This is a genomic window from Pelorhabdus sp. sgz311001, assembly GCF_055901755.1.
In genome coordinates this window covers 553,650-575,412 of the sequence record NZ_JBVXUT010000002.1, presented here as the reverse complement: position 1 = coordinate 575,412, position 21,763 = coordinate 553,650, and the positions used below count along the sequence as shown (strand labels likewise).

The window sequence follows — 21,763 nt, the reverse complement described above, 5'->3', positions numbered from 1 at the left end:
AAAAGCTATCTGCCATTTTGACGTAGGTCTTAATGACAGATAGCTTCTTTTTGTTACCACGGCCGATACCGATTCGGCTGTGGCGATCTTATTTAAATAGTCTTAACCGTGACGATAGCTAATGCCAAAGGTTCCGTTGGGGTAAACCCATTTGACAATGCCCTTGTTGCCTTGATTGAAGCAGACAACGCGGCAAGTGCCGCATTCTAAGCAACCTGCATAATCAAAGGTAACATCGCTCTTTTCGTCTTGCTGACGATAAAGCACAGCGGGACAAGCTACCAAGCAGGGCTTGGTTTTGCATTTGGCGCAAATTTCTTTGTCGATGACAATGTGAGCATTTTCTTCGTCCACATTAAACTTGTTGTAGCCAAGTAATTCTTCTACAGCTTGTTTTTTTACAGTCATAAGGCTTTAAACCCCTTCCAGCCGTCGGACAGGATTGCGCCGATACCGACGTTTTTCTTCACAATATCCAGCATTGCTTTTGGCATTTTTGCCGGGACGCTGCCATCGACGGCGAATAAGAAGTGCATCATTTCATTCGCCATAAGCGGATATTCCGTAAAGAGACGCGGTAATTCCATCATGACAGGATATCCTGCATAGACTTTCATTGTTGGCAATACGGCTTCATTTAGCTTTGCCGTGTAGGCGGGGCCGATTTCACTGGGCGATTTCGCGCCTAAAATGGCTTCTGCCGCAGCTACGCCGCTGGCAATTGCCAGATCCATGCCGCGAATCGTACTTCCCATGTTAATACATAGGCCAGCTGCGTCGCCGATTAGGACAAGGCCTTCACGATACAACTGTTTCGGGAGACCGTGATAACCAGCTTCGCCGACAAGATGGGCGCCGTATTCTGTCGTTGTACCGCCAGCGATCAGCGGGTAAACGGCAGGATGCATTTTGAAATCCTGCATGACTTCGTGGAGCCGTTTATTATGTTTGCCTAAGTCCTTAGGACTGACCACAAGACCTAGTGATATACTTGATTTATTGGTGTATAAGAAGCCGCCGCCGCCCATGCCCTCAGACACGCCAAGAAATAGTCGGGCAGCGCCTTCACCGGCTTGTAAGCCAAAGCGGTCCGTAATGGTTTCTTCCGGCAATTCAATGACTTCTTTTACGCCTACAGCTACTTCGTGATCGTTTAAATCCGAACGCAGTCCGGCCTGTTGGGCGAGAAAACTGTTTACACCGTCAGCAGCAATGACAATGTCGCTGAACATTTCTTCATCGCCCATTTTTACGCCGACAATTTTTCCATCCCGTTCGATCAGTTCTTCTACTAAAATGCCTGGCGCAATCATTGCGCCAGCTTCTTCGGCTTTTTCTGCCAGCCAAGGATCAAAAACAGCGTGTAAAATGGAATAAGACTGTGGCACGCCTTCGGTAAAACCGTAGTCGGTATAATCAATTGTCATGGCGCCTTTGGCATGGGTCATGGCAATTTGTTCTTTTACAATGGGCCGTTCCAGTGGTGCTTCGGCCATAAGCTCTTCACCAAGCAAGTTGAGCAGCGAATAGGTATAAATTCGTCCGCCTGTCAAATTCTTATCGCCACAGGAGGACCCCCGTTCGATGACAACGACTTCTTTGCCTTCGGTAGCTAGTTTATAGGCGCAGGCTAACCCTGCTACGCCGCCGCCGACAATAATCGCGTCAACTTTTTCTTCTTCGCTCACAAACTTCGCCCCCTATCGAATCTTATTTTGCTTGTTTGATGGCTGCAGTCAGAGCCGGGACGATTTCAGCATAATTTCCGACAATACCATAGTCGGCTGCAGCAAAAATTGGCGCATTTTCGTCAGTGTTGATGGCGACAACTACTTTTGAGTCGCGAATGCCTGACACATGCTGAATCTGACCGGATGTGCCTACGCCGATATAGAGACTGCCTTTAAAGATTTTACCGGAAATGCCAATATAGCGGTCGATAGGGAACCACTTGGCATCTTCGGCAATCGGCCGCGTGCAGCCGACTTCAGCGCCAATGGCGTCAGCCAGCGCTTGAATCATAGCAAGGTCTTCCTGGTTGCCTACACCGCGGCCTACGCCGACGGCTTTTTCTGCTTTGGAGATGTCAACTCCTTGGCGTTCTATTTTAGCTGTTGCACCTACAGTAACTTTGGGATCGACTGTTACTTCTTTAACGATCACTTCACCGCTGCTAGCTGCTTCAGCACTAATGTCGTAGGAACGTGGCGGGATGGTTACGAAAGCTGGATAGGAAAGCGCTTCCGTAGAAACGGCCAAACCACCGTAAATAATTCTTTCAATGACGACTTCATCGCCTTCTAAGGACACTTTCGTCGCGTCCGTAGCAAGACCGGCGTCAAGACGGGCCGCTGCTTTTGCAGCTGTATATTTTCCAGACACAGTTCCGCCGATGAGCACAATCGATGCGCCTTCTGCGGCAAGTGTGTCGGCTAGGGCTTGTTCATAAGCTTCCGCCCAAGTAGAATTGCCTTTTAAGACAATCGCTTTCTGCACGCCCAGTGCAGTCAGTTCTTTTGCCGTATCTTCACACAAGGTGACAGCCCCAATCGGCTGATTGTTCGTTTTAGCCAGTTCTTTGGCTAGGGTTACCATTTCTTTTGCCAAAACGGCATCTTCACTATATACCCAAATTCCTGCCATGTTATCATACAACCCCTTTCAATTCTAGCGTCTTATAGTACGCCTTCTTTAGTTAAGTTCGCAACGACTTGAGAAGCCAGTTCTTCCGGCGAGCCGTCTTTAAAGAGCATATTCTTACGAGACATGACATAACCTGTGATACTTCTAACTTTGCTTTTTGCGGTCAGTTTTGTTTCAGGCAATCCTAAATCGGCAACTTTAATTTCTGTCTGAGGTTTTTTCGAGGCTCCCATGAGTTGTTTAACGGTGGGGAAGCGCGGCTGAGCAATTTCCGGCAAAACGCTGTAAACGGCTGGGCCTTCCACGATGATTGTTTCCGTCGAATCGCCAACACGGCGCGTTGCTGTGACTTTAGTGCCTTCTACTTCAAATTTTACAACGGAAGTAATAGCCGGAACGTCAAGTAGTGCAGCAAGACGAGCGGGAAGCTGCTGATTGCAGACATCAGCGGAACCATCGGCGCACAAAATCATGTCATACTCGCCAGCTTGTTTTACTGCTTCCGCTAAGACGTTTGCTGTCACATAACCGTCAGCTTGTTCAGCGTTGGCATCGCTTACCCAGATGGCTTTTTCCGGTCCGCGCGATAAGGCATCTTTTAGTGATTGTTTTAAATCTGTTCCGCCATAGGAAATGATGGTTGAGCTGCCGCCGTGGGCTTCAAAAAGCTGGGTAGCTACCTCAATGGCATTTTTGTCATAATCGCTGATTTTCTTTTTCGCCCGGCTCGTGTCCAGGGCCAGTGTAGTCGGGTTGACCTTGATATCCTGTTCATCAAGCACCCATTTGTAGCAGGTAATGATCTTTGGCATAAATCATACTCCCTTCCTAGTGGTCATTTTTTATTTATTTTATATTGCTTCAAGCAATATAAAAGCAAGTAAAAAGAAAGCTCAGAGAAGTAGCGACATTTGGCTTGCAAAAATTCTCCTACAAAATATAAAGTTCAGAAAAAATAGTCAAAATCCTCTTTTTATTAGAAAAAAATCCTTATATTTTCTTAGATTTTTTCAAAGTTCAGAAAATCTTTCTACTTGACACCAAGACTTTGTAAGGACAGGGGGATTTTGGGAAAATAGCACGAAGAAATTCCTATAAGGGAGCGGTGAGATATGATTGATTTGCATTGTGATACAGTATGGAAGCTTATGGCTGATAAAGAAGCTTCGCTGCGAGAGAATTCTTATGCCGTTGATGTAAAAAAACTGCGGGAAGCTGGGACCTATGGTCAATTTTTTGCTTTATTTATGGATAAACAAGAGCATCCTGACTGTTTTGCCCGTTGTCAATCTATGCTAGAGCGGTTTCAAAACGAAGTGGCGGCTATACCAGACGAACTTAGGCTCGTAAGGAACGGGACAGAACTCAGGGAATGTCGGCAGGCCGGGAAGATCGGCGCTTTTTTGACGATTGAAGAAGGCGCCGCGTTAGCGGGATACATGGAAAATCTTTATTATTTTTATTCGCAGGGAATTCGTCTTTTGACTTTGACTTGGAATTATCCCAACGAAATTGGCTGGCCCCATCTTTATCATGAGGGTCAGAGACTTGGTTTAACAGAATTTGGTCGTGATGTGGTTGGTGAAATGGAGCGACTCGGCATGCTTGTGGATGTGTCGCATTTGTCAGATCAGGGTTTTTATGATGTCGCTGAAACGCTAAACGGGCCTTTTGTCGCGTCTCATTCGAACTGCAGGGCCTTGACGAATCATAGCAGGAATCTTACTGATCCGATGATTCGTCGTTTAGCGGAAAATGGCGGTGTCATGGGACTGAATTTTTCCAACCACTTTCTAGGGAATTCAGCGACAAGCCTTGTGACTGATATGGTGCATCATATCAAGCATATGAAACAAGTTGGCGGCATTGATGTGATTGCGTTAGGAACTGACTTTGATGGGATTGACTGTTCCGTGGAAATTGCTCACAGCGGCCAAATGGGGAAATTATGGCACGCCTTAGAACAAGCTGGGTTCAAGGAAAGGGAGATTGAAAAAATTGCTTGGGAAAATGTCTGGCGTGTCATTGACTCTGTCTTACAATAGTAAGCTGGTATCTGCCAGCATTTAACTTTCAGTTCTGCTTGCATTTCTTATGGTTTATCATTAGAATGATTCATGAGATTTGAATTTTTAGTTCATAGGTCTGTGTTTTGTCATTCGTAAACCATATAAGGAGAGTAAAAGCACAATGGAAATCAAGGGGATTAAGAAGTTAAAATTGTATGGGTTTAATAATTTGACAAAGACGCTTAGCTTCAACATGTATGATATTTGCTACGCTAAAACACCGGAGCATCAGCAGGCCTATATCGCCTATATTGATCAGGAGTATCGGGCGGAACGTTTAACGAGTATTCTTACCGAAGTAGCCAATATTATTGGTGCTACAATTCTAAATATTGCTAAGCAAGATTATGATCCTCAGGGAGCCAGCGTAACGATGCTGATTGCCGAAGATAAGACGGAAGAAAAAGGGCCCAATGGGGAAGAATTTAGCGGTGATAGTGTCGTGGCGCACTTGGATAAGAGCCATATTACGGTCCATACCTATCCTGAAAGTCATCCCGACCAAGGGATCAGTACATTTCGCGCGGATATTGATGTATCGACTTGCGGTCAGATTTCGCCGCTGAAGGCTTTAAATTATTTGATTAACAGCTTTTGTTCTGATATTTGTATTGTCGATTATCGCGTCAGAGGTTTTACTCGTGATGTGAATGGCAAGAAGTTTTATATTGATCATAAGATCAATTCGATTCAAAACTATATTTCCCGCGATTTAAAATCTCAGTATCAAATGATTGATACAAATGTATATCAAGATAATATTTTTCATACTAAGATGATTTTAAAAGAATTCGATATGGATAACTATCTCTTTGGCACCGGGAAAAAAGATTTGTTGCCAGGGGAAAAGAAAAAAATTAAGCAGCGTATTAAAAAGGAAATGCTTGAAATTTTTTCAGGACGCAATATTCCTAAAGTCTAAAAATTTGTAATAGGTAAAACAGCCTTTCTGAATTTCTTAAGGAAGGCTTTTTTTATTATGGGCAAAGGTTGAGACCTATAGCCTAGATTCTTATGGCCTTTAACGCTTGACTTTTTTTGTCATAAAACCTTACAATCAAACTGGAATCTTTTTATTGTTAATTTTATTAAAAGATTTTTGTCGAATAACAGGATTATGGCTCTTTACAGGGAATAGTTTATGTACTTGGAAAAACGCGAGTCAGCGCGGCTGATAGTGGGACTGGAGGAAGAAACTTTGGAAATATCGACAGTAATAGGTATGGTTGGCGGAATTCTAGCCGTAGGCGTCGGCATGGTTTTAAAAGGCGCCAGCGCCAGCGCGCTGATTAATCCAGCCGCTTTTTTGATTATTTTTGCCGGAACGGCCGCAGCTCTTTGTAATGCATTCACGATGGACAAACTAAAAGATTTTCCGAAACTCATGAAACTGCTGTTTCAAAAGCAGGAACTTATGGAAAAATCGCAGCTTTTGCCCATGTTTGTAGAATTATCGCAGATTGCTCGCCGCGAAGGTATTCTGGCTCTGGAAAGCCGGATTGATGAAATTAAAGACCCCTTTATGAGCAATGCAATCCGCATGGTTGTTGATGGTATGGATTCAGAGCTGATTCAGGATGTTTTAGAAGCTGAAATTCATACGATGCAGGAACGTCATCGGTCAGGCGCTCTGATTTTTTCGCAGGCAGGTATGTATGCGCCGACACTAGGCGTACTTGGCGCCGTTATTGGTCTGATTGCCGCTTTAGGTAACTTAAGCGATATTGAAAAACTCGGTCACTCTATTGCCGCTGCTTTCGTAGCAACTTTGCTTGGTATTTTTACCGGTTATGTTATGTGGCATCCCTTTGCGAATAAGCTGAAAATGATCTCCGGTGAAGAAGCGGAGATGCGCCGCATGGTTATGGAAGGTGTACTGTCCTTGCAGGCTGGTGATTCACCGATCGCCCTGCAGGCAAAACTTATGGTCTTTATTCCCCAGGCGGAGCGGGCCGCTTTGCTTGAGAAAAAATCGGAAGGGTAATTCATTATGGCAAAGAAAAAGCCGGCCGAGCATCATGAAGAACATGCTGATGAAACATGGCTGATTCCTTATTCTGATTTGCTCACGTTGCTCTTGGCCTTGTTTATTGTACTATTTGCAACAGCGCAAGTAGATTCTAAAAAGTTTGAAGTTCTGGCACAGTCTTTTAATGCTGCCTTCAATGGCGGACCTTCGGTGATGAATCAGATGTCTATTGCGGGCGATGTCAATCCCAATACGCCGACCGAGGATCCTGGGCAGGAAAAGTTGAAAGAACAAGTGAAAGAAGCTGTACAGCTTAATGAAGTCAAGAAAAAAGTGGACGCTTATATTGCACAGAACAATTTAGGCGGACAGCTCCAGACGGTATTGACGGAAGAGGGGCTTATGATTCGCATTCAGGATACGGCTCTATTTGCTTCCGGCCGGGCTGAGCTTCGTCCGGATTCGCAGCGCTGGGGCGGGGAAATTGCGAAGCTCTTGGCGACATTGCCGCAGCATGTTATAATTTCTGGTCATACTGATAATTTGCCGATTAATACGGCTGAATTTCCCTCGAACTGGGATCTCAGTTCGAAGCGGGCGCTTAATTTTATGAAATTTCTTCTTGCTCAGGATGTAAAACTTGATCCGGCGCGCTTTAGTGCGATTGGTTATGGTGAATATCGTCCGATATTGGGCAATGATACAGAAGACGGACGGGCGAAAAACCGTCGTGTAGAAGTTCTGATTATGAAACGGTATCGTTAATAAAAAAGCCGCACCTTGCATTTTGCTGGGCGGCTTTTTTGTTATTCTTGTCAAAAATTCCTGTGGTAATTTTTTCAGTTGGTAATGGCGGTAGCCATACTAGAAGGTTGCAAGAGCAGTTCGCAAAAGGTGTGAGCTGCGGCGGACAGTGGAATTCGACTGTGCGTAAGCAGGCCAATCTGTCGCGGGGGCAATGCTTGGGTGAGGGCAATTTCCCTCAGCTTGTTTTCGGCTAGATCTTTTGTAATAAACTCTCGTACAGCAAAGGTAAGCCCTAAGCCAGCTCGGGCAAAATCGAGGCAGAGGTCAAGACTGCCTAATTCAATTTCGGGTGCAAGGTTGATGTTTTGTGCTGCTAAAAAGTCTGACACGTAACGTCTTGTAGTAGAATTTTTTTCTAGCAAAATAAAGGGGAATTCTACTAAATCCTTTAGTAGTACAGCTGCTGAGGGCAGCGCTGGGTACTGCGGCGAGGCTACAATGACATCGTGGATTGTTACAAGCGGGGAATTTTGCAGGAGGGGGTCAGACGGTTGGCTGGCCATATTTACAATACTAAGATCGACATCGCCAGCTTTAAGCAGGTCCAGGCAAATCGGGGAGGGACGATTAATCAAAGTTATTTTTATTGGGGGATATTTTTTTTTGAAATGAGCTAAAAAAGGTAATAGATAGTAACGACAGATCGTATCGCTGGCGCCAAGCCGGATTTCGCCCAGCGATAAATCTTGCAGATTGTCCAAGGCCCGTTCGCCTAGTTCGAGAAGTTGGCAAGCTTCTTTGACGTGGTGAAATAGAACCCCGCCAGCCTGAGTGAGGCGCACTTGTTTTGTTGTACGAGAAAATAATGGTGTTCGTAATTCTTTTTCCAACTGGCGAATTGATTGACTTACAGCGGATTGGGAAATGAATAAAGCTTCAGCTGCTTTCGAGAAGCTTAGTGTTTTCGCTACATGAAAAAAAACCTTGTATTGTTCAAAGTTAATCGATTTATTGTTCATAGGGCAGCCTCCTCGTAGTTTATTGCAAAGTTACTCATTAGCAGGACTAATCAAATATATAAAAACGATTCATTTTATTTATTAATACTACTATGCTACAATAGCCTTGTAAAGGAAGAATAGAAGAAGATCTTTATTGGATTTTTACCGATAAAATATAAAAGGAATGATGAGAATGACAGGTATGGTTAGACGGTTATATGTAGAAAAGCGTCCTGAATTTGCTGTAGAAGCACAGGCTCTTAAGCAGGATCTGGTTGAAAATCTTGGTATTCGCTCTTTAGAAGATCTGCGGATTCTCCATCGTTATGATGTAGCTGGTTTAACAGAGGCGGAATTCTCTCAGGCGGCAGAGCTTGTCTTTTCGGAACCGCCAGTTGATGTAGTTTATGATGAAGCTTGGCTTTATCCCTCTGATGCCAAGGTCTTCGCAATGGAGTATCTGCCGGGACAGTATGATCAAAGGGCCGATTCCGCGGAGCAGTGCGTACAGCTTATTACGCAAAAAGATCGTCCTAAAGTGGTTACAGCCAAAGTGATTCTTTTATATGGCGCGTTGTCGGCAGAAGAAGTAAGCCGCATACAAAGTTATTGTATTAATCCGGTGGAAAGCCGCTTGGCATCGCTGGAAAAACCAGAGTCTTTGGAACAAAGCAGCGAGGTTCCTGCCGATGTAGCCGTACTGACGGGATTTTGTAATTTTTCCTCGGAACAACTGCAGAACTGTCTCGCAAGCCTTGGTTTGGCTATGAGCGCTGCCGATCTCGCTTTCTGTCAGACTTATTTTAAAGAAGAAGAGCACCGTGATCCTACTTTGACCGAGATTAAGGTGCTTGATACCTATTGGTCTGATCATTGCCGTCATACGACTTTTCAGACGGAAATTGAAGCAGCTGAATTTGCGAATCATTCCCTTACTGCGCCGATTCAACAGGCTTATGAACGCTATCAAGCTGGTCGACGCCAAGTATACGGCGAGAAGCTGCGCCCTGTCTGCCTCATGGATATTGCCTTGATGGCGATGAAAGAATTAAAGCAAGCGGGAGATCTAAAGGGACTTGACGAGTCTGAGGAGATTAACGCTTGCAGTATTGTTGTGCCTGTCACGATTGATGGTAAAGATGAAGAATGGTTGGTTATGTTTAAAAATGAAACGCATAACCACCCGACCGAAATTGAACCTTTCGGCGGTGCGGCGACTTGTCTTGGCGGCGCCATTCGCGATCCACTGTCTGGTCGTTCCTATGTGTACCAGGCAATGCGAGTAACTGGCAGCGGTGATCCTCGTACGCCCGTAGAAAAAACGCTGAAAGGGAAACTGCCGCAACGCAAAATTACCCTAGGCGCTGCTTCTGGTTATAGCTCCTATGGCAATCAAATCGGTCTTGCTACCGGACAGGTCACGGAAGTGTATGATGCTGGCTATGTGGCAAAACGGATGGAAGTAGGGGCTGTTATTGCGGCGGCTCCGCGGGAGAATGTCGTAAGAGAGCAGCCTGCTACGGGCGATTGCGTTCTGTTAATTGGCGGCCGGACTGGTCGTGATGGCTGCGGCGGTGCGACTGGTTCCTCGAAAGCCCATACCGATGATTCCTTGGCAAATTGCGGTGCTGAGGTGCAAAAAGGAAATGCTCCGACCGAACGGGCCATTCAGCGGCTCTTCCGCCGCAGTGAAGTGAGTCGTCTTATTAAGCGTTGCAATGATTTTGGCGCTGGCGGCGTCTCTGTTGCCGTCGGTGAATTGACGGATAGTCTTGATATTGATCTTGATCGGGTTTTGAAAAAATATGATGGCCTTGATGGTACAGAGCTGGCTATTTCTGAATCGCAGGAGCGCATGGCTGTTGTGGTAGCGCCTGAAGCGGTGGAAACTTTTATTGCCTATGGCAAAGAAGAGAATCTGGAAGTAACGCCTGTAGCCGTGGTTACGACGACAGGACGACTCGTGATGAAATGGCGCGGTCAAACTATCGTGAACTTGCAGCGGAGCTTTTTAGATACAAATGGCGTGAGACAAAAGACAACTGTAAAGGTGGCAGCGCCCTTAGAAAAAAATCCGTTTAGTGAAATAGCAGATCCTGTTTTGGCGGCTTTGCCTGACCTGAAAGTTGCTTGGCTTACGGCACTTTCGGATCTGAATGTATGCAGCCAAAAGGGGCTTGCCGAACGGTTTGACTCGACGATTGGCCGCGGTACTGTGTTGATGCCTTTTGGCGGGAAGAATCAACTTACGCCCACGGAGGGGATGGTAGCAAAATTGCCCGTACGTCATGGTGAAACCGATGATGCTACAGCGATGACTTTTGCGTATTATCCGAAGCTGGCTACTTGGAGCCCGTTCCATGGCGCTTTGTATGCTGTCGTTGCTTCTGTTGCTAAGATTGTCGCTTTGGGCGGTGATGCAAAAAAAGTCTATTTGACACTGCAGGAGTATTTTGAAAAACTGGGCGTTGATGCGGAAAAATGGGGCAAACCCTTTAGTGCACTCCTTGGCGCTTATACGGCGCAACAGGAGCTAGGTGTTGCTGCCATTGGCGGGAAAGATAGTATGTCAGGAACTTTTGAAGACTTGACGGTACCGCCGACGCTCGTTTCTTTTGCCGTGGCTGCTGTGAAAGCCTCGCAGGCTGTGTCGGCTGAGCTCAAGGGTGCTGGACACCAAATCATCTATTTGCCTGTACCGAAGGATGCTGCGTTCATGCCAGATTTTACAGCGTTAAAAGAATTGTATGGTACGATTCATACGATGGCTAAACAAGGCCAAGTTCTAGCAGCTATGACTGTTCGTGAGGGCGGTCTGGCAGCGGCGCTTAGCAAAATGGCTTTTGGCAATCAGATCGGCTTAGCGCTTACTGCGGCGAAAGAACCGCAAGCATGGTTTCAACCTGACTATGGCGCATTCGTATTAGAAGTTATTGATACAGTCGATCCTGCTGCGATTTTTGCTGCTGGCTCTTATGAAGTTTTAGGACAGACAACAGACGATGCTACCATTTGTATTGGCGAAACAAAAATTGCTTTGCATGAAGCATTAACAGCCTGGGAGCAGCCCTTAGCTAAAGTATTTCCCGCGGTAGTTCCTTCTGGTCTTTCTCCTGAAATTCCGGCGATTTCTTTTGCGGCACTCGAAGCAAAGTCTAGACATTCTAAGCTCAAACTGGCAAAGCCGCAAGTTTTGATTCCTTTATTTCCTGGCACGAATTGCGAAGTCGATTCAGCGCAAGCCTTTGAGCGAGCTGGCGCCAATACAGAAATTGCTGTAATTCGCAATTTACAGCCCCAGGACTTACAGGAATCGCTTGACGAGCTGGTGAAAAAAATGGCGCAAAGTCAAATTATTATGTTCCCAGGCGGCTTTAGTGCTGGTGATGAGCCTGACGGATCAGGCAAATTCATTGCAACTCTGTTTAGAAGTCCGAAAGTTGCCGAAGCAGTTGACGCTTTTCTGGCAAAAGACGGATTGATTCTGGGAATTTGCAATGGTTTCCAGGCCTTGATTAAACTGGGACTTTTGCCTTATGGCAAGATTCAAGCTAGCACGGCGCAGGCGCCGACGCTTACGTATAATCGCATCGGACGTCATATGTCCTCTTATGTACAGACGAAAATTACGTCGAAATTGTCGCCCTGGTTCGCGCTCACTGAGCTGGGAGAAGAGCACACTATCGCCATTTCTCATGGCGAAGGTCGATTCATTGCTTCGTCGGAAGTTTTGCATACTTTAGCTAAGAATGGTCAGATTGCTACCCAGTATGTTGATGCTACTGGTCAGCCCGCGGTCGAGATGCCTTATAATCCCAATGGTTCGCTGTGGGCGATTGAAGGGATTACAAGTCCTGACGGACGCATTCTTGGTAAGATGGGACACTCGGAACGGCGAGGATCGCAAATTGGTAAAAATGTACCTGGCAACAAAGATCAGAAGATTTTTGAGTCCGGTGTGGCTTATTTTTCGTAACAGGCATAGAAAAAATTGTTTTTGTACAGGCTAAGTGTAAACTGTCTTTAAAAAAAATTTGTTTTTCTCAATTTTTTATTGCACTTTTGGTCAGTTGTGTTAAAATCATATCGTGCTTTTTGGCGAGACCTCGGACCGGAAGCCAGAATTTAGAAAGACAGGAGAATGGCCATGCAAAAAGTTTTTTCATTACCCCAAGCAGCAGTGGAGGTACTTGCTGAAAAGTACGGAACACCGCTACTCGTTCTGTCTACGGAGCAAATTGCTTATAATTACCGGATGCTGCAGGCGCATCTGCCGCAGGTCAAGATTCACTATGCCGTGAAAGCCAATCCTGACGAACGGATTATTAGCACTTTAGCTGAGCTCGGATCTTATTTTGATGTTGCTTCCGATGGTGAAATGGCTGCATTAACCCAAATGGGAATTGCGGCGGAACGAATGATTTACGCCAATCCGGTAAAAACGAGCGGCGGCCTGGCTATGGCTGGCAAACAAGGCGTTCATAAGATGACCTTTGACAGCGAAAGCGAAATCTACAAAATGGCGAAAGCGATTCCTGGTGGGACTGTATTGCTTCGTGTACGGATCGATAATCCTGAGGCTTTAGTTGATTTGAATAAAAAGTTTGGTGCTGCCCCGGAAGATGCCCTTAAGCTCTTGTCCATTGCTAAAGCGCAGGGACTGAATGTGGCTGGTCTTTGCTTCCATGTGGGAAGTCAGTCGCCCAATGCTAAGGCTTACATTGCAGCGATGGAGATTTTCCATAACATTTATGCTGAAGCGCAGGCGCGCGGTTTTGATTTAACAATTCTTGATATTGGCGGCGGCTTTCCCATTCCGACCTCCAATGAAACAATAGATATTGAAACGATGTTAGACCAAATTCAGGAGGCTATTGACAAATATTTTCCCAATACAGAAATCTGGGCTGAACCAGGCCGCTTTATTTGCGGCACTGCTGTTAACTTGATTACCCGCGTGATCGGGACGCAGGAACGCAATGAGCAGCAGTGGTATTTCCTTGATGAAGGTCTTTACGGAACTTTTTCAGGAATCATTTTTGATCATTGGGATTATGAACTCAAAAGCTTCAATGAAGGAAAACAGATTGCGGCGACTTTTGCCGGGCCAAGCTGCGACTCGCTTGATGTTCTATTTAGAGACAAGCCAACTGTTGTATTGAATGTAGATGATTTGCTGCTTGTGCCGAACTGCGGTGCCTATACCAGCGCATCGGCAACAATCTTTAATGGTTTTGCCAAGGCAAATTATATCGTTTGGGAAGAAGTCAAGCAGACTGTTGACTGATTATAAAGTAAAAGATGGTACTTCTCTAGTTGAGAGTACCGTCTTTTTTTCTTGTTTCAGTGAGAAAATAATGCTAAGATAAAAGTAAATAAATTTCAATATCGGATTTAATTTAGGAAAAAAATTTCCAAAAGTAGAAAGGTGGTAACAAGTATGTATCAAATTGGCTTGATTGGCTTAGCTGTCATGGGAGAAAATCTTGTGCTGAATATGGCGGGAAAGGGGTTTTCTGTAGCCGTTTATAATCGTACTACTAAGAAGGTCACAGAATTTCTCGGCAAGAAACCAGCTGCACTGCCCATTGGCGGCGCCTACTCCATTACTGAACTTGTCAATATGCTGGAGCGGCCGCGAAAAATTATGCTTATGGTGAAAGCCGGAGCACCGGTTGATGCCATGATTGAAGAACTTGTGCCGCACTTAGAAAAAGGTGATATCATCATTGATGGCGGTAATTCTTTCTTTCAAGATACGCAGCGCCGCTTTGCTGAATTAGAGAAGCGTGGTATTGGTTATATCGGTATGGGCGTGTCAGGCGGCGAAGAAGGGGCGCTGAATGGTCCCAGCTTGATGCCTGGCGGGAAAGCAGCAGACTATGAACAGGTAGCGGCAATATTTACGAAAATCGCCGCTAAAGCCGGCGACAATCCTTGCTGTTCCTTTGTAGGACCTGACGGAGCCGGGCATTATGTAAAAATGGTCCATAATGGCATCGAATATGGTGATATGCAGCTCATTAGCGAAGCTTATTATATTTTAAAACACGTTCTTGGCCTAACCGAAGCAGAGATGCATGAGGTTTTTGCGACTTGGAATGAAGGCGTCCTTGATTCCTATTTGATTGAAATAACTCGCGATATTTTAGAACGCGTTGATGAAAAAACGAATCGTCCATTAGTTGAGATGGTTCTCGACAAGGCTGGGCAAAAAGGAACAGGCAAATGGACGTCGCAAAGCGCCCTGGATCTTGGCGTGCCGACCCCGACGATTACCGAAGCTGTTTTTGCTCGTTGCATGTCGGCTTATAAGACAGAACGCGTCGCAGCGAGTCAGATTCTTACGGGTCCGAAAATTGCTTTTACTGGCAATAAAGAAGCCTTTATCAAAGCAGTTCACGATGCGCTCTATGCATCGAAGATTTGTTCTTACGCTCAAGGCTTTGCCCTGTTGAAAGCGGCTAGCGAGGAATATAACTGGAATCTGAATTTTGGTGATTTAGCGCTCTTATGGCGCGGCGGCTGCATTATCCGGGCGGTATTTTTGGAACGAATTAAAGAAGCCTTTGATCGTAATGGGGCCCTTCCTAATTTGTTACTTGATCCGTTCTTCCTTGACGCCATCGGCGGGATTTCGGACAATTGGCGTCTTGTTGTCAAAACTTGCAAGGAACTGGGAGTGCCGACGCCAGCCATCAGCGCCTCGCTTGACTATTTTGACAGCTACCGTCAGGCTGTGCTGCCTGCCAACATGATCCAGGCGCAGCGTGACTACTTTGGCGCTCATACGTATGAACGGACTGATGAAGCAGGAATTTTCCACAGCGATTGGACAAAATAAGTAAGCGATTCGATGAAATAAATAAAAAGACTCTTGCCCATCAATCAGGCAAGAGTCTTTTTGCATTTTTTATTTGTAGTTGGCAGCGCTGTTAGCGCAAGCGGGAAGGGCTTTATCGGCAAGGCCTGATAAGAGATTTTCTGCGGCTAAGAGCGCCATGGCATGGCGCGTTTCTTTAGTAGCGCTGCCGATATGCGGTGAAACAAGAATGTTATCAAGGCTTAACAGTTTGTGGTCGCCGGGCAGTGGCTCAGGGTCTGTTACATCAAGCGCCGCAAAAGCGATTTTCCCGGTTGTTAGCGCGTCATATAAAGCCTCTGAATCGACAATCTTACCTCTGGCGATATTGATTAAATAAGCGGAGGGTTTCATTTTAGCAAAGGTTTCTCGGTTAAAGAGACCTTCACTTTCTTTGGTAAGCGGTAGAAGTAGCAGAACAAAGTCTGCTGATGCTAAGAGCTGATCAAAGGAAACATAATCAGCCTTAAGCGCCGCTTCGTCAGGATGACGATGGCGATTGTGATAAATCACTTTCATTCCTGAGGCTTGGGCGCGGCGGACAACGGCTGAGCCGATTCGTCCCATACCGACGATGCCTAGCGTTTTGCCATAGAGATCAACACCAAGAGCAAAGGATTGTTTTTTCCCCCACGCACCGGATTTGACAAAGTTCCATCCAGCCGGAATACGGCGAGCGGCGCTGAGCAGGAGACCAAAGGCCAGATCGGCTGTTGCTTCGACTAAGACGCCAGGCGTATGACCGACAGGAATTTTATGGGCCGTGCAGGCATCTAAATCAATATTATCGACACCCACGCTGGGTTGGGATATTACTTTTAGATTTGGCGCTTTAGCTAACAACGCTTCATTAACTGTAATTGCTGATGTGGCAAGGAGCGCATCGGCTGTTGTCAGCGATGCCTCAAAAGCAACGCGGTCTTTTCCTGCCGGATCGAGAAACTGTTGAACCTGGCCGTTTTGGGCTAGGGTATCCTGCAGAATTGGCAGTACGTTTCCCGCAATTACTATGTTTGCCGAATTTGTCTGAGCCATAGGAAGACCTCCTAGAATAAATTTCCCGCTTCGTTAAATTCAAAGAATGCCGGTTCAGAGAGTATTTCCAGACCAGCAGCCTTCGCATCGGCGATAAGCGCTTCTGAAATATAAAATTCACCTAGGTGCAGTGTATCTTCAATTCTTACAAGGCGTACCTGCGTCAAGTCACGAGCATTGGAGGTTTTGACAGCGGCTTTTAAGACATCTAGATCATTGGCAAGAACCGTAGGCATATGAGTTGGACCGACGACAGTCGAGGTAAGGCCATTGGCATAGGTAGCAAAAAGATTTGTTTTATCAATGAGTCGTTTTGTCGTAAAATCAGCTGTGCCCATGCCGTTGGCATTGCCTTCCGAGCGGTTCGTTAGATCAAGGACCGCCATTTTGGCAATCTCTGGTCCGCCTGTGGCGTAAGGGCTGGGATAGCGGCCGGTAATATTGGGGTCCATGCCGTCGCCGGAGATGTCCTTGCCGATACGGTCGATAATGAGGGCGTCAATTTGTTTGAACGGCAGGCTGGGCATGTTGGCTTTCGCTTCAATAAGCAGAGCCTTGTCTGTTTCGAGTAGCTTTTCTGGCGGAACAACAACGACTTTAGCCACCTCATCATAGGCGTTTTCCACGGTTCCAACAGCAAATAGAACATTTTTTTTCTCTAGAACAATTTTGGCCATGGCTACAATATGTTCAGCCATATATTTAAAACTATAAGCATGGCAGGATTCAGCCCCTTTTTGTTTGCCAAGACCAATGGTAATCATTTTAACCATGCCGCTTTCCGAATCGCCGCGGAAGGCCGTGTGCGGTTTCACCCGATTGATGACGACGAGGCCGTCCGCTTCGTTGGCATAACGATCAAGATACACAGGTAGGCCATTTTCCAGGCGACCGAGTTCAACAACTTCCATGGAAGAACGAATGGGGCAGCCAGCGCTTTCTTCGGTAACGCCGAGGTTATGCAGTACTTCTAGTTGCCCGGCGGCCGTAGCGCCACCGTGACTTCCCATAGAAGGGACAATAAAAGGAAGCGCTCCCTGCTCTTTTAGAAAGGCTACCGTTTCTTTGACTAGAAGCGGAATTTGAGCAACACCGCGACTGCCTACGGCTACGGCGATTTTCATGCCAGGCTGGATTTTAGCGGCAAAGTTTCCAGCGGTAAACTGATTCTTTAGACTTTGGGGAATCGCTGTTTCTTGCGGACGGTCAAAGGTTTGCCGTACTTTAACCATCTTCGGTAGTGGAATCGGCGACAAAAGATCGGCTAACACTTGATAGCTTTTGTCATCAGTCAGTGCATTTACAAAATTCATGAGAAATCCTCCTTTAATTTGCAAGGAAATGAAGTGGGTATTGCGAAATAAAAATCATAATAGTGGGGCATTTGTGAAAATTATTTTCAAGTTTATTATATACCTGAGAAAGAGGCGAATACAAGGGGGATTGGGGCAGGGATTAAAGTAAGTCGCGGCGAATCACCGAAAGACTGCAGATTTTGAATTTGAGCACAGGGTGAACTGAGATGGCTGAACTTACTATTACTGATTTGGATAAAATTGTAAAAGATACGGTGGATGCGGTAGAAAAAGGGAAAAAACAAATCTATGAGATTTATGAAGCTGCCCGGACCGAAATGGATCATGTTAGACGTGATGCTGAAATTGTCAAAGAAGAAATGATCCAAGTTATTTTTAAAGTTGATGAGCTGGAGCGCAAGGAGCGGCGGGGACGAATTCGTCTTATGGAAGTGAGTCGCAATTTTAGCGTATACAAAGAAGCCGATATAAAAAGTGCCTATGAAGAAGCGAATAGTCTTCAAATTGAACTAGCTGTAGCCAGAGCGCAAGAACAGAATCTGCGGCAAAAACGCGATGATTTAGATATTCGTTTAAAACGGTTGAAAGAAACTGTAGACAAGGCGGAAAGTCTATCGTCTCAGGTTGCTGCTGCACTGGGGTTTCTGGGCAACCAGATGGGCGCCGTGCTAGGCAGTTTGGAAACGATGCAACAGCGTCAGCAATTTGGTGCGAAGATTATTCAGGCTCAGGAAGAGGAACGGCGTCGTGTTGCTCGCGAAATTCATGACGGTCCAGCCCAGGCGATGGCCAATCTGGTATTTCGGGCCGAGGTATGTGAGCGGCTTGCTGATACAGATATCGGACGGTGTAAATATGAGCTAGGTTCGTTGCGGGAACAAGTTCGCTTGTGTTTAAAGGAGACGCGTAAAATTATCTTTGATCTCAGACCCATGACGCTCGATGATCTCGGTCTTGTGCCGACGATCCGTCGTGTTCTTGATGGGGTGAAGGAACGATGCCGTGTTTCCGCCGAGGTTCAGGTAATTGGGGAAGAAAAACGCGTAGACTCCTATGTCGAAGTTGGTCTGTTTCGAATTGTACAAGAAGCGTTGAATAATATTGAAAAGCATGCGGAAGCGACCCATGTAAGAGTTATTTTGGAATTTCGCCCCAGGGCAGTACAGGTCATTGTCGAAGATGACGGCAAGGGCTGCAATCTAGATCATGTGGGAAAAGAAAGCTTTGGGATTATGGGAATGAAAGAGCGGGTTCATTTGCTTAACGGGGATATCGAATTTCGTTCCAATCCAGAACAAGGCTTAAAGATTATTGTGAAGTTGCCATTACTGTAAGTGGTCTGACAAGAGGTGTGGTTATGAAGAAGTTTGACCGACAGGGAGAAACGCCGCTCCTTTCCACGATGCGGCGCTATATAGAGGAAGATGTTATGCCCTTTCATACGCCAGGCCATAAGCAGGGGCGCGGCATGGACAAAGCCTTTACAAATTTGATGGGCAAAAAGTTGCTGCGTTATGACCTGTCGCTCATGAGTGAATGGGATGATCTGGCTGAACCGAAAAGTTGTTTATTGGCGGCTGAAACGTTAGCAGCGGAGCTTTACGGAGCGGATCAGAGCTTTTTTTTAGTAAATGGAACTACCGAAGCCATTCAAGCAATGATTCTGGCAACTGTTGGACCTGGTGATAAACTGATTTTGCAGCGGAACTCCCATCGGTCCTGCCTGAGTGGTCTTGCCTTAAGCGGTGCTAGGCCGGTCTATGTGCAACCTGAAGTTGACGTCGAGCTCGGCTTAGCCATGGCCGTGAGTCCTGAGGCGTTAGAAGCTGTTTTAATGGCCCATCCTGATGCAAAAGGCGTTTTACTAACAAGCCCTACCTATTATGGCGCTGCTGCTGATTTAGCAGCTATCGCCAATCTGGTTCATCGTTATAATATGGCGCTACTCATTGATGAAGCTCATGGTCCGCATTTACAGTTTCATCAGGACCTGCCTCTTGCTGCACTAGCGGCTGGCGCTGATCTTGTAGCGCAAAGCACTCATAAGATTTTAGGCGCTATGACGCAATGTTCCATGTTGCATCGACAGGGCGAGCGGATTGATTCATCCCGCTTGAATTCCATGCTTAAGGTTTTGCACTCTACTAGCCCTAACTATGTTTTACTGGCTTCCTTGGAGGCGGCGCGGTTGCAGATGGCTTGCTCAGGCAGAAAACTTATGACGAAAGCCTTGGCTTTAGCTGATTTTTTTCGTTCACAAGTGAATCAGATACCGGGGCTGTACTCCTTTGGCGCCGAAAAGATCGGTTTGCCGGGGATCTATGAACTGGATCGTACGAAAGTAACAGTGACGGTTTCGGGCCTAGGGATGACTGGCGCAGAAGCGGAAGCCTTTCTGCGGCGTAAAAAGATTCAAGTAGAACTTTATGATGAGCGCAACGTACTTTTTTTGCTTACCTTTGGTGATCGGAAAGCCACGATTCAAAAACTGATTGATGCCTTGGCGGCAATGGCTTTTGACGCCAGAAAACAACAGCGCAGCGAGATCTTGGCTAAAGCGGTTTGTCCACAGTGGCTGCCACGACTGATTTTATCGCCAAGAGAGGCGCTTTTTGCAGCAACAGAAGTGATTCCCTTTAGCGGGGCAGTTGGACGGATCAGCGCGGAAGTTCTTTCCTTTTATCCGCCGGGAATCCCACTTGTCAGTCCGGGTGAGGAAATTACGGCTGAATTTATTGACTACTGTCGCCGCATGCAGCAGGCCGGGCTCAATGTAGCCGGGCCAGAGGATCATTCGCTGCAGACGATTAAAGTGATTAGAGCAGAGAGGAAGCAAGGGGAATGAAAGGAACTTTAATTATTATTGACGGCACTGATGCTAGTGGAAAGGCTACTCAGGCGAAACTGCTATTTGAGCGATTGCAGGCCGAAGGGGAAACAATAAGGAAAGTGGAGTTTCCCGATTATGACAGTCCGTCATCGGCTTTAATAAAGATGTACTTAAAAGGAGATTTTGGCAAAAAAGCCGATGATGTAAGCCCCTATGCTGCTTCCGCTTTTTATGCCGTGGATCGGTTTGCTTCCTGGAAAATGAATTGGGGCGCTTTTTATGAGTCTGGCGGTCTTATTTTAGCCGATCGCTACGTTACCTCAAATATGATCCATCAAGCAGCTAAAATTGATGACGCCATAGAAAAGGACGTCTATCTTGATTGGCTGTGGGATTTAGAGTTTCATAAACTCGCTTTGCCTGTGCCAGACTGCGTGCTCTTTTTAGATATGCCGCCGACTTTTTCCGCGCAGCTTATGGCAGGACGCTCGCTCAAGTCAGGCGAAAGCAAGGATATTCATGAGCAGGATCAGACGTATCTGACTCATTGCTATGAGCATTCACAGACTTTAGCACAAAAGTACGGATGGAAAAAGGTTTCTTGTGTTGAGGGGGATCAGGTAAAATCGATTGATTCGATTCATGCAGAACTTTATGATTTGGTAAAACCTTATTTGAAAAGACAAGGTTTGAAATAATCTTTTGCTATACCAAGCCAGACTGGTATGATAAAATAAATTGATAAATTCTACTTATAAGCTTCTTGTTTCTATCGATACTATATAGTGACAGCCTTTTGAGAAAATCGAGGGATTGAAAGACAGGAGGAAACCCTGTGAAGATTAATAATTTAGGCAAAAGCCAAGTTCCTCTAATAAGTGATCGCGATAATCAAGGAAAAGTGGAAAAATCTCCAGGGCATTTTGCCTCAGAGCTGCTCAATTCACAGGAAACACAGTATCAGGAAAAGCTGAATAAGTTAATGGAGCAGATCCAGGAGCAGGGGACTAACCTGAGTCAGGCTCCGACTTATGGTGAATTGAAAAGCTACCGTGAACTTGTGCGCCAGTTTATCGGCGAAGCCGTAGGGCGCATGTATGCTGTCAGTTCCGATCGCGGTTGGGATCGCCAAGGTCGCCAGAAAATGTTTACAATTATTAAGAAGATTGATAATACACTATCTGACATGGCGGAAGATGTGCGAGTGGGCCAGGAACGGCAGTTAGATATCATGGCCAAGCATGATGCAATTCGCGGCATGCTTGTCGATTTGTATATGTAAGGGACTGAG

The 21,763-nt window shown here is 46.0% G+C and carries 18 protein-coding genes; 11 read left to right on the top strand and 7 right to left on the bottom strand.

The genetic code is table 11. From position 1 onward, the window contains the following. Positions 1-102: 102 nt before the first annotated feature. Genes AC0MXB_RS08590 through AC0MXB_RS08575 form a run of 4 tightly spaced genes read right to left on the bottom strand, consistent with a single transcriptional unit; the run spans position 103 to position 3,455 of the window. On the bottom strand, positions 103-408 hold the full coding sequence (locus tag AC0MXB_RS08590) for a ferredoxin family protein (RefSeq protein ID WP_474039244.1): 306 nt from the start codon (positions 406-408) through the stop codon (positions 103-105). Further along, on the bottom strand, positions 405-1,688 hold the full coding sequence (locus tag AC0MXB_RS08585) for an FAD-dependent oxidoreductase (RefSeq protein WP_474039243.1): 1,284 nt from the start codon (positions 1,686-1,688) through the stop codon (positions 405-407). Before AC0MXB_RS08585 ends, AC0MXB_RS08590 begins: the two co-directional genes overlap by 4 nt. Before the next feature lie 22 nt (positions 1,689-1,710). Next, a complete protein-coding gene (locus tag AC0MXB_RS08580) occupies positions 1,711-2,643 on the bottom strand; it encodes an electron transfer flavoprotein subunit alpha/FixB family protein (protein ID WP_474039242.1) in 933 nt (310 codons plus the stop codon). 32 nt (positions 2,644-2,675) lie between these two features. Continuing rightward, positions 2,676-3,455 carry an electron transfer flavoprotein subunit beta/FixA family protein gene (locus AC0MXB_RS08575; RefSeq protein ID WP_474039241.1) on the bottom strand — a complete coding sequence of 260 codons (780 nt, stop codon included), beginning with the start codon at positions 3,453-3,455 and terminating at the stop codon, positions 2,676-2,678. A gap of 300 nt (positions 3,456-3,755) precedes the next feature. Here AC0MXB_RS08575 and AC0MXB_RS08570 point away from each other — a divergent pair, with 300 nt between their 5' ends. From AC0MXB_RS08570 to motB, 4 genes are all read left to right on the top strand, one after another. Further along, entirely contained in the window at positions 3,756-4,688 is a 933-nt protein-coding gene (locus AC0MXB_RS08570; protein WP_474039240.1) for a dipeptidase, read from the top strand. A 145-nt stretch (positions 4,689-4,833) separates the two neighbouring features. Beyond that, positions 4,834-5,634, top strand: coding sequence for an adenosylmethionine decarboxylase (gene speD / locus AC0MXB_RS08565; RefSeq protein WP_474039239.1), 801 nt, complete (start codon positions 4,834-4,836; stop codon positions 5,632-5,634). A 276-nt stretch (positions 5,635-5,910) separates the two neighbouring features. After that, positions 5,911-6,696 (top strand): flagellar motor stator protein MotA, encoded by a 786-nt coding sequence (motA, locus tag AC0MXB_RS08560; protein WP_474039238.1) that lies wholly within the window; start codon positions 5,911-5,913, stop codon positions 6,694-6,696. Between the two features lie 6 nt (positions 6,697-6,702). Next, entirely contained in the window at positions 6,703-7,446 is a 744-nt protein-coding gene (motB, locus tag AC0MXB_RS08555; RefSeq protein WP_474039237.1) for a flagellar motor protein MotB, read from the top strand. Positions 7,447-7,520: 74 nt separating this feature from the next. On the opposite strand, the gene AC0MXB_RS08550 is transcribed toward motB, so the two are convergent. After that, positions 7,521-8,447, bottom strand: a complete 927-nt coding sequence (locus tag AC0MXB_RS08550; protein WP_474039236.1) for a LysR family transcriptional regulator — start codon at positions 8,445-8,447, stop codon at positions 7,521-7,523. A gap of 175 nt (positions 8,448-8,622) precedes the next feature. Here AC0MXB_RS08550 and AC0MXB_RS08545 point away from each other — a divergent pair, with 175 nt between their 5' ends. From AC0MXB_RS08545 to gnd, 3 genes are all read left to right on the top strand, one after another. Beyond that, entirely contained in the window at positions 8,623-12,405 is a 3,783-nt protein-coding gene (locus AC0MXB_RS08545) for a phosphoribosylformylglycinamidine synthase (protein WP_474039235.1), read from the top strand. Positions 12,406-12,576: 171 nt separating this feature from the next. Beyond that, on the top strand, positions 12,577-13,716 hold the full coding sequence (locus AC0MXB_RS08540) for a type III PLP-dependent enzyme (RefSeq protein ID WP_474039234.1): 1,140 nt from the start codon (positions 12,577-12,579) through the stop codon (positions 13,714-13,716). Positions 13,717-13,869: 153 nt separating this feature from the next. Next, a complete protein-coding gene (gene gnd / locus AC0MXB_RS08535) occupies positions 13,870-15,273 on the top strand; it encodes a decarboxylating NADP(+)-dependent phosphogluconate dehydrogenase (RefSeq protein WP_474039233.1) in 1,404 nt (467 codons plus the stop codon). A 69-nt stretch (positions 15,274-15,342) separates the two neighbouring features. On the opposite strand, the gene AC0MXB_RS08530 is transcribed toward gnd, so the two are convergent. Both AC0MXB_RS08530 and AC0MXB_RS08525 read right to left on the bottom strand, forming a co-directional pair. Further along, a complete protein-coding gene (locus AC0MXB_RS08530) occupies positions 15,343-16,326 on the bottom strand; it encodes a 2-hydroxyacid dehydrogenase (protein ID WP_474039232.1) in 984 nt (327 codons plus the stop codon). Between the two features lie 11 nt (positions 16,327-16,337). Next, positions 16,338-17,639: a nickel pincer cofactor-dependent isomerase, group 22 gene (locus AC0MXB_RS08525; RefSeq protein WP_474039231.1), complete on the bottom strand. Its 1,302-nt coding sequence runs from the start codon at positions 17,637-17,639 to the stop codon at positions 16,338-16,340. A gap of 209 nt (positions 17,640-17,848) precedes the next feature. Here AC0MXB_RS08525 and AC0MXB_RS08520 point away from each other — a divergent pair, with 209 nt between their 5' ends. The 4 genes from AC0MXB_RS08520 to AC0MXB_RS08505 all read left to right on the top strand — a co-directional run bounded on the left by AC0MXB_RS08520 (position 17,849) and on the right by AC0MXB_RS08505 (position 21,754). Next, positions 17,849-18,976 (top strand): sensor histidine kinase, encoded by a 1,128-nt coding sequence (locus AC0MXB_RS08520; protein WP_474039230.1) that lies wholly within the window; start codon positions 17,849-17,851, stop codon positions 18,974-18,976. 23 nt (positions 18,977-18,999) lie between these two features. Continuing rightward, the gene (locus AC0MXB_RS08515) at positions 19,000-20,487 is read left to right on the top strand and encodes an aminotransferase class I/II-fold pyridoxal phosphate-dependent enzyme (RefSeq protein ID WP_474039229.1); all 1,488 of its coding nucleotides are present in this window, start codon (positions 19,000-19,002) and stop codon (positions 20,485-20,487) included. Then, positions 20,484-21,170 (top strand): dTMP kinase, encoded by a 687-nt coding sequence (locus AC0MXB_RS08510; protein WP_474039228.1) that lies wholly within the window; start codon positions 20,484-20,486, stop codon positions 21,168-21,170. The genes AC0MXB_RS08515 and AC0MXB_RS08510 overlap by 4 nt, the downstream gene beginning before the upstream one ends. Positions 21,171-21,307: 137 nt before the next feature. Next, positions 21,308-21,754, top strand: a complete 447-nt coding sequence (locus AC0MXB_RS08505) for a YaaR family protein (protein ID WP_474039227.1) — start codon at positions 21,308-21,310, stop codon at positions 21,752-21,754. The last annotated feature ends 9 nt before the right edge of the window (positions 21,755-21,763 follow it).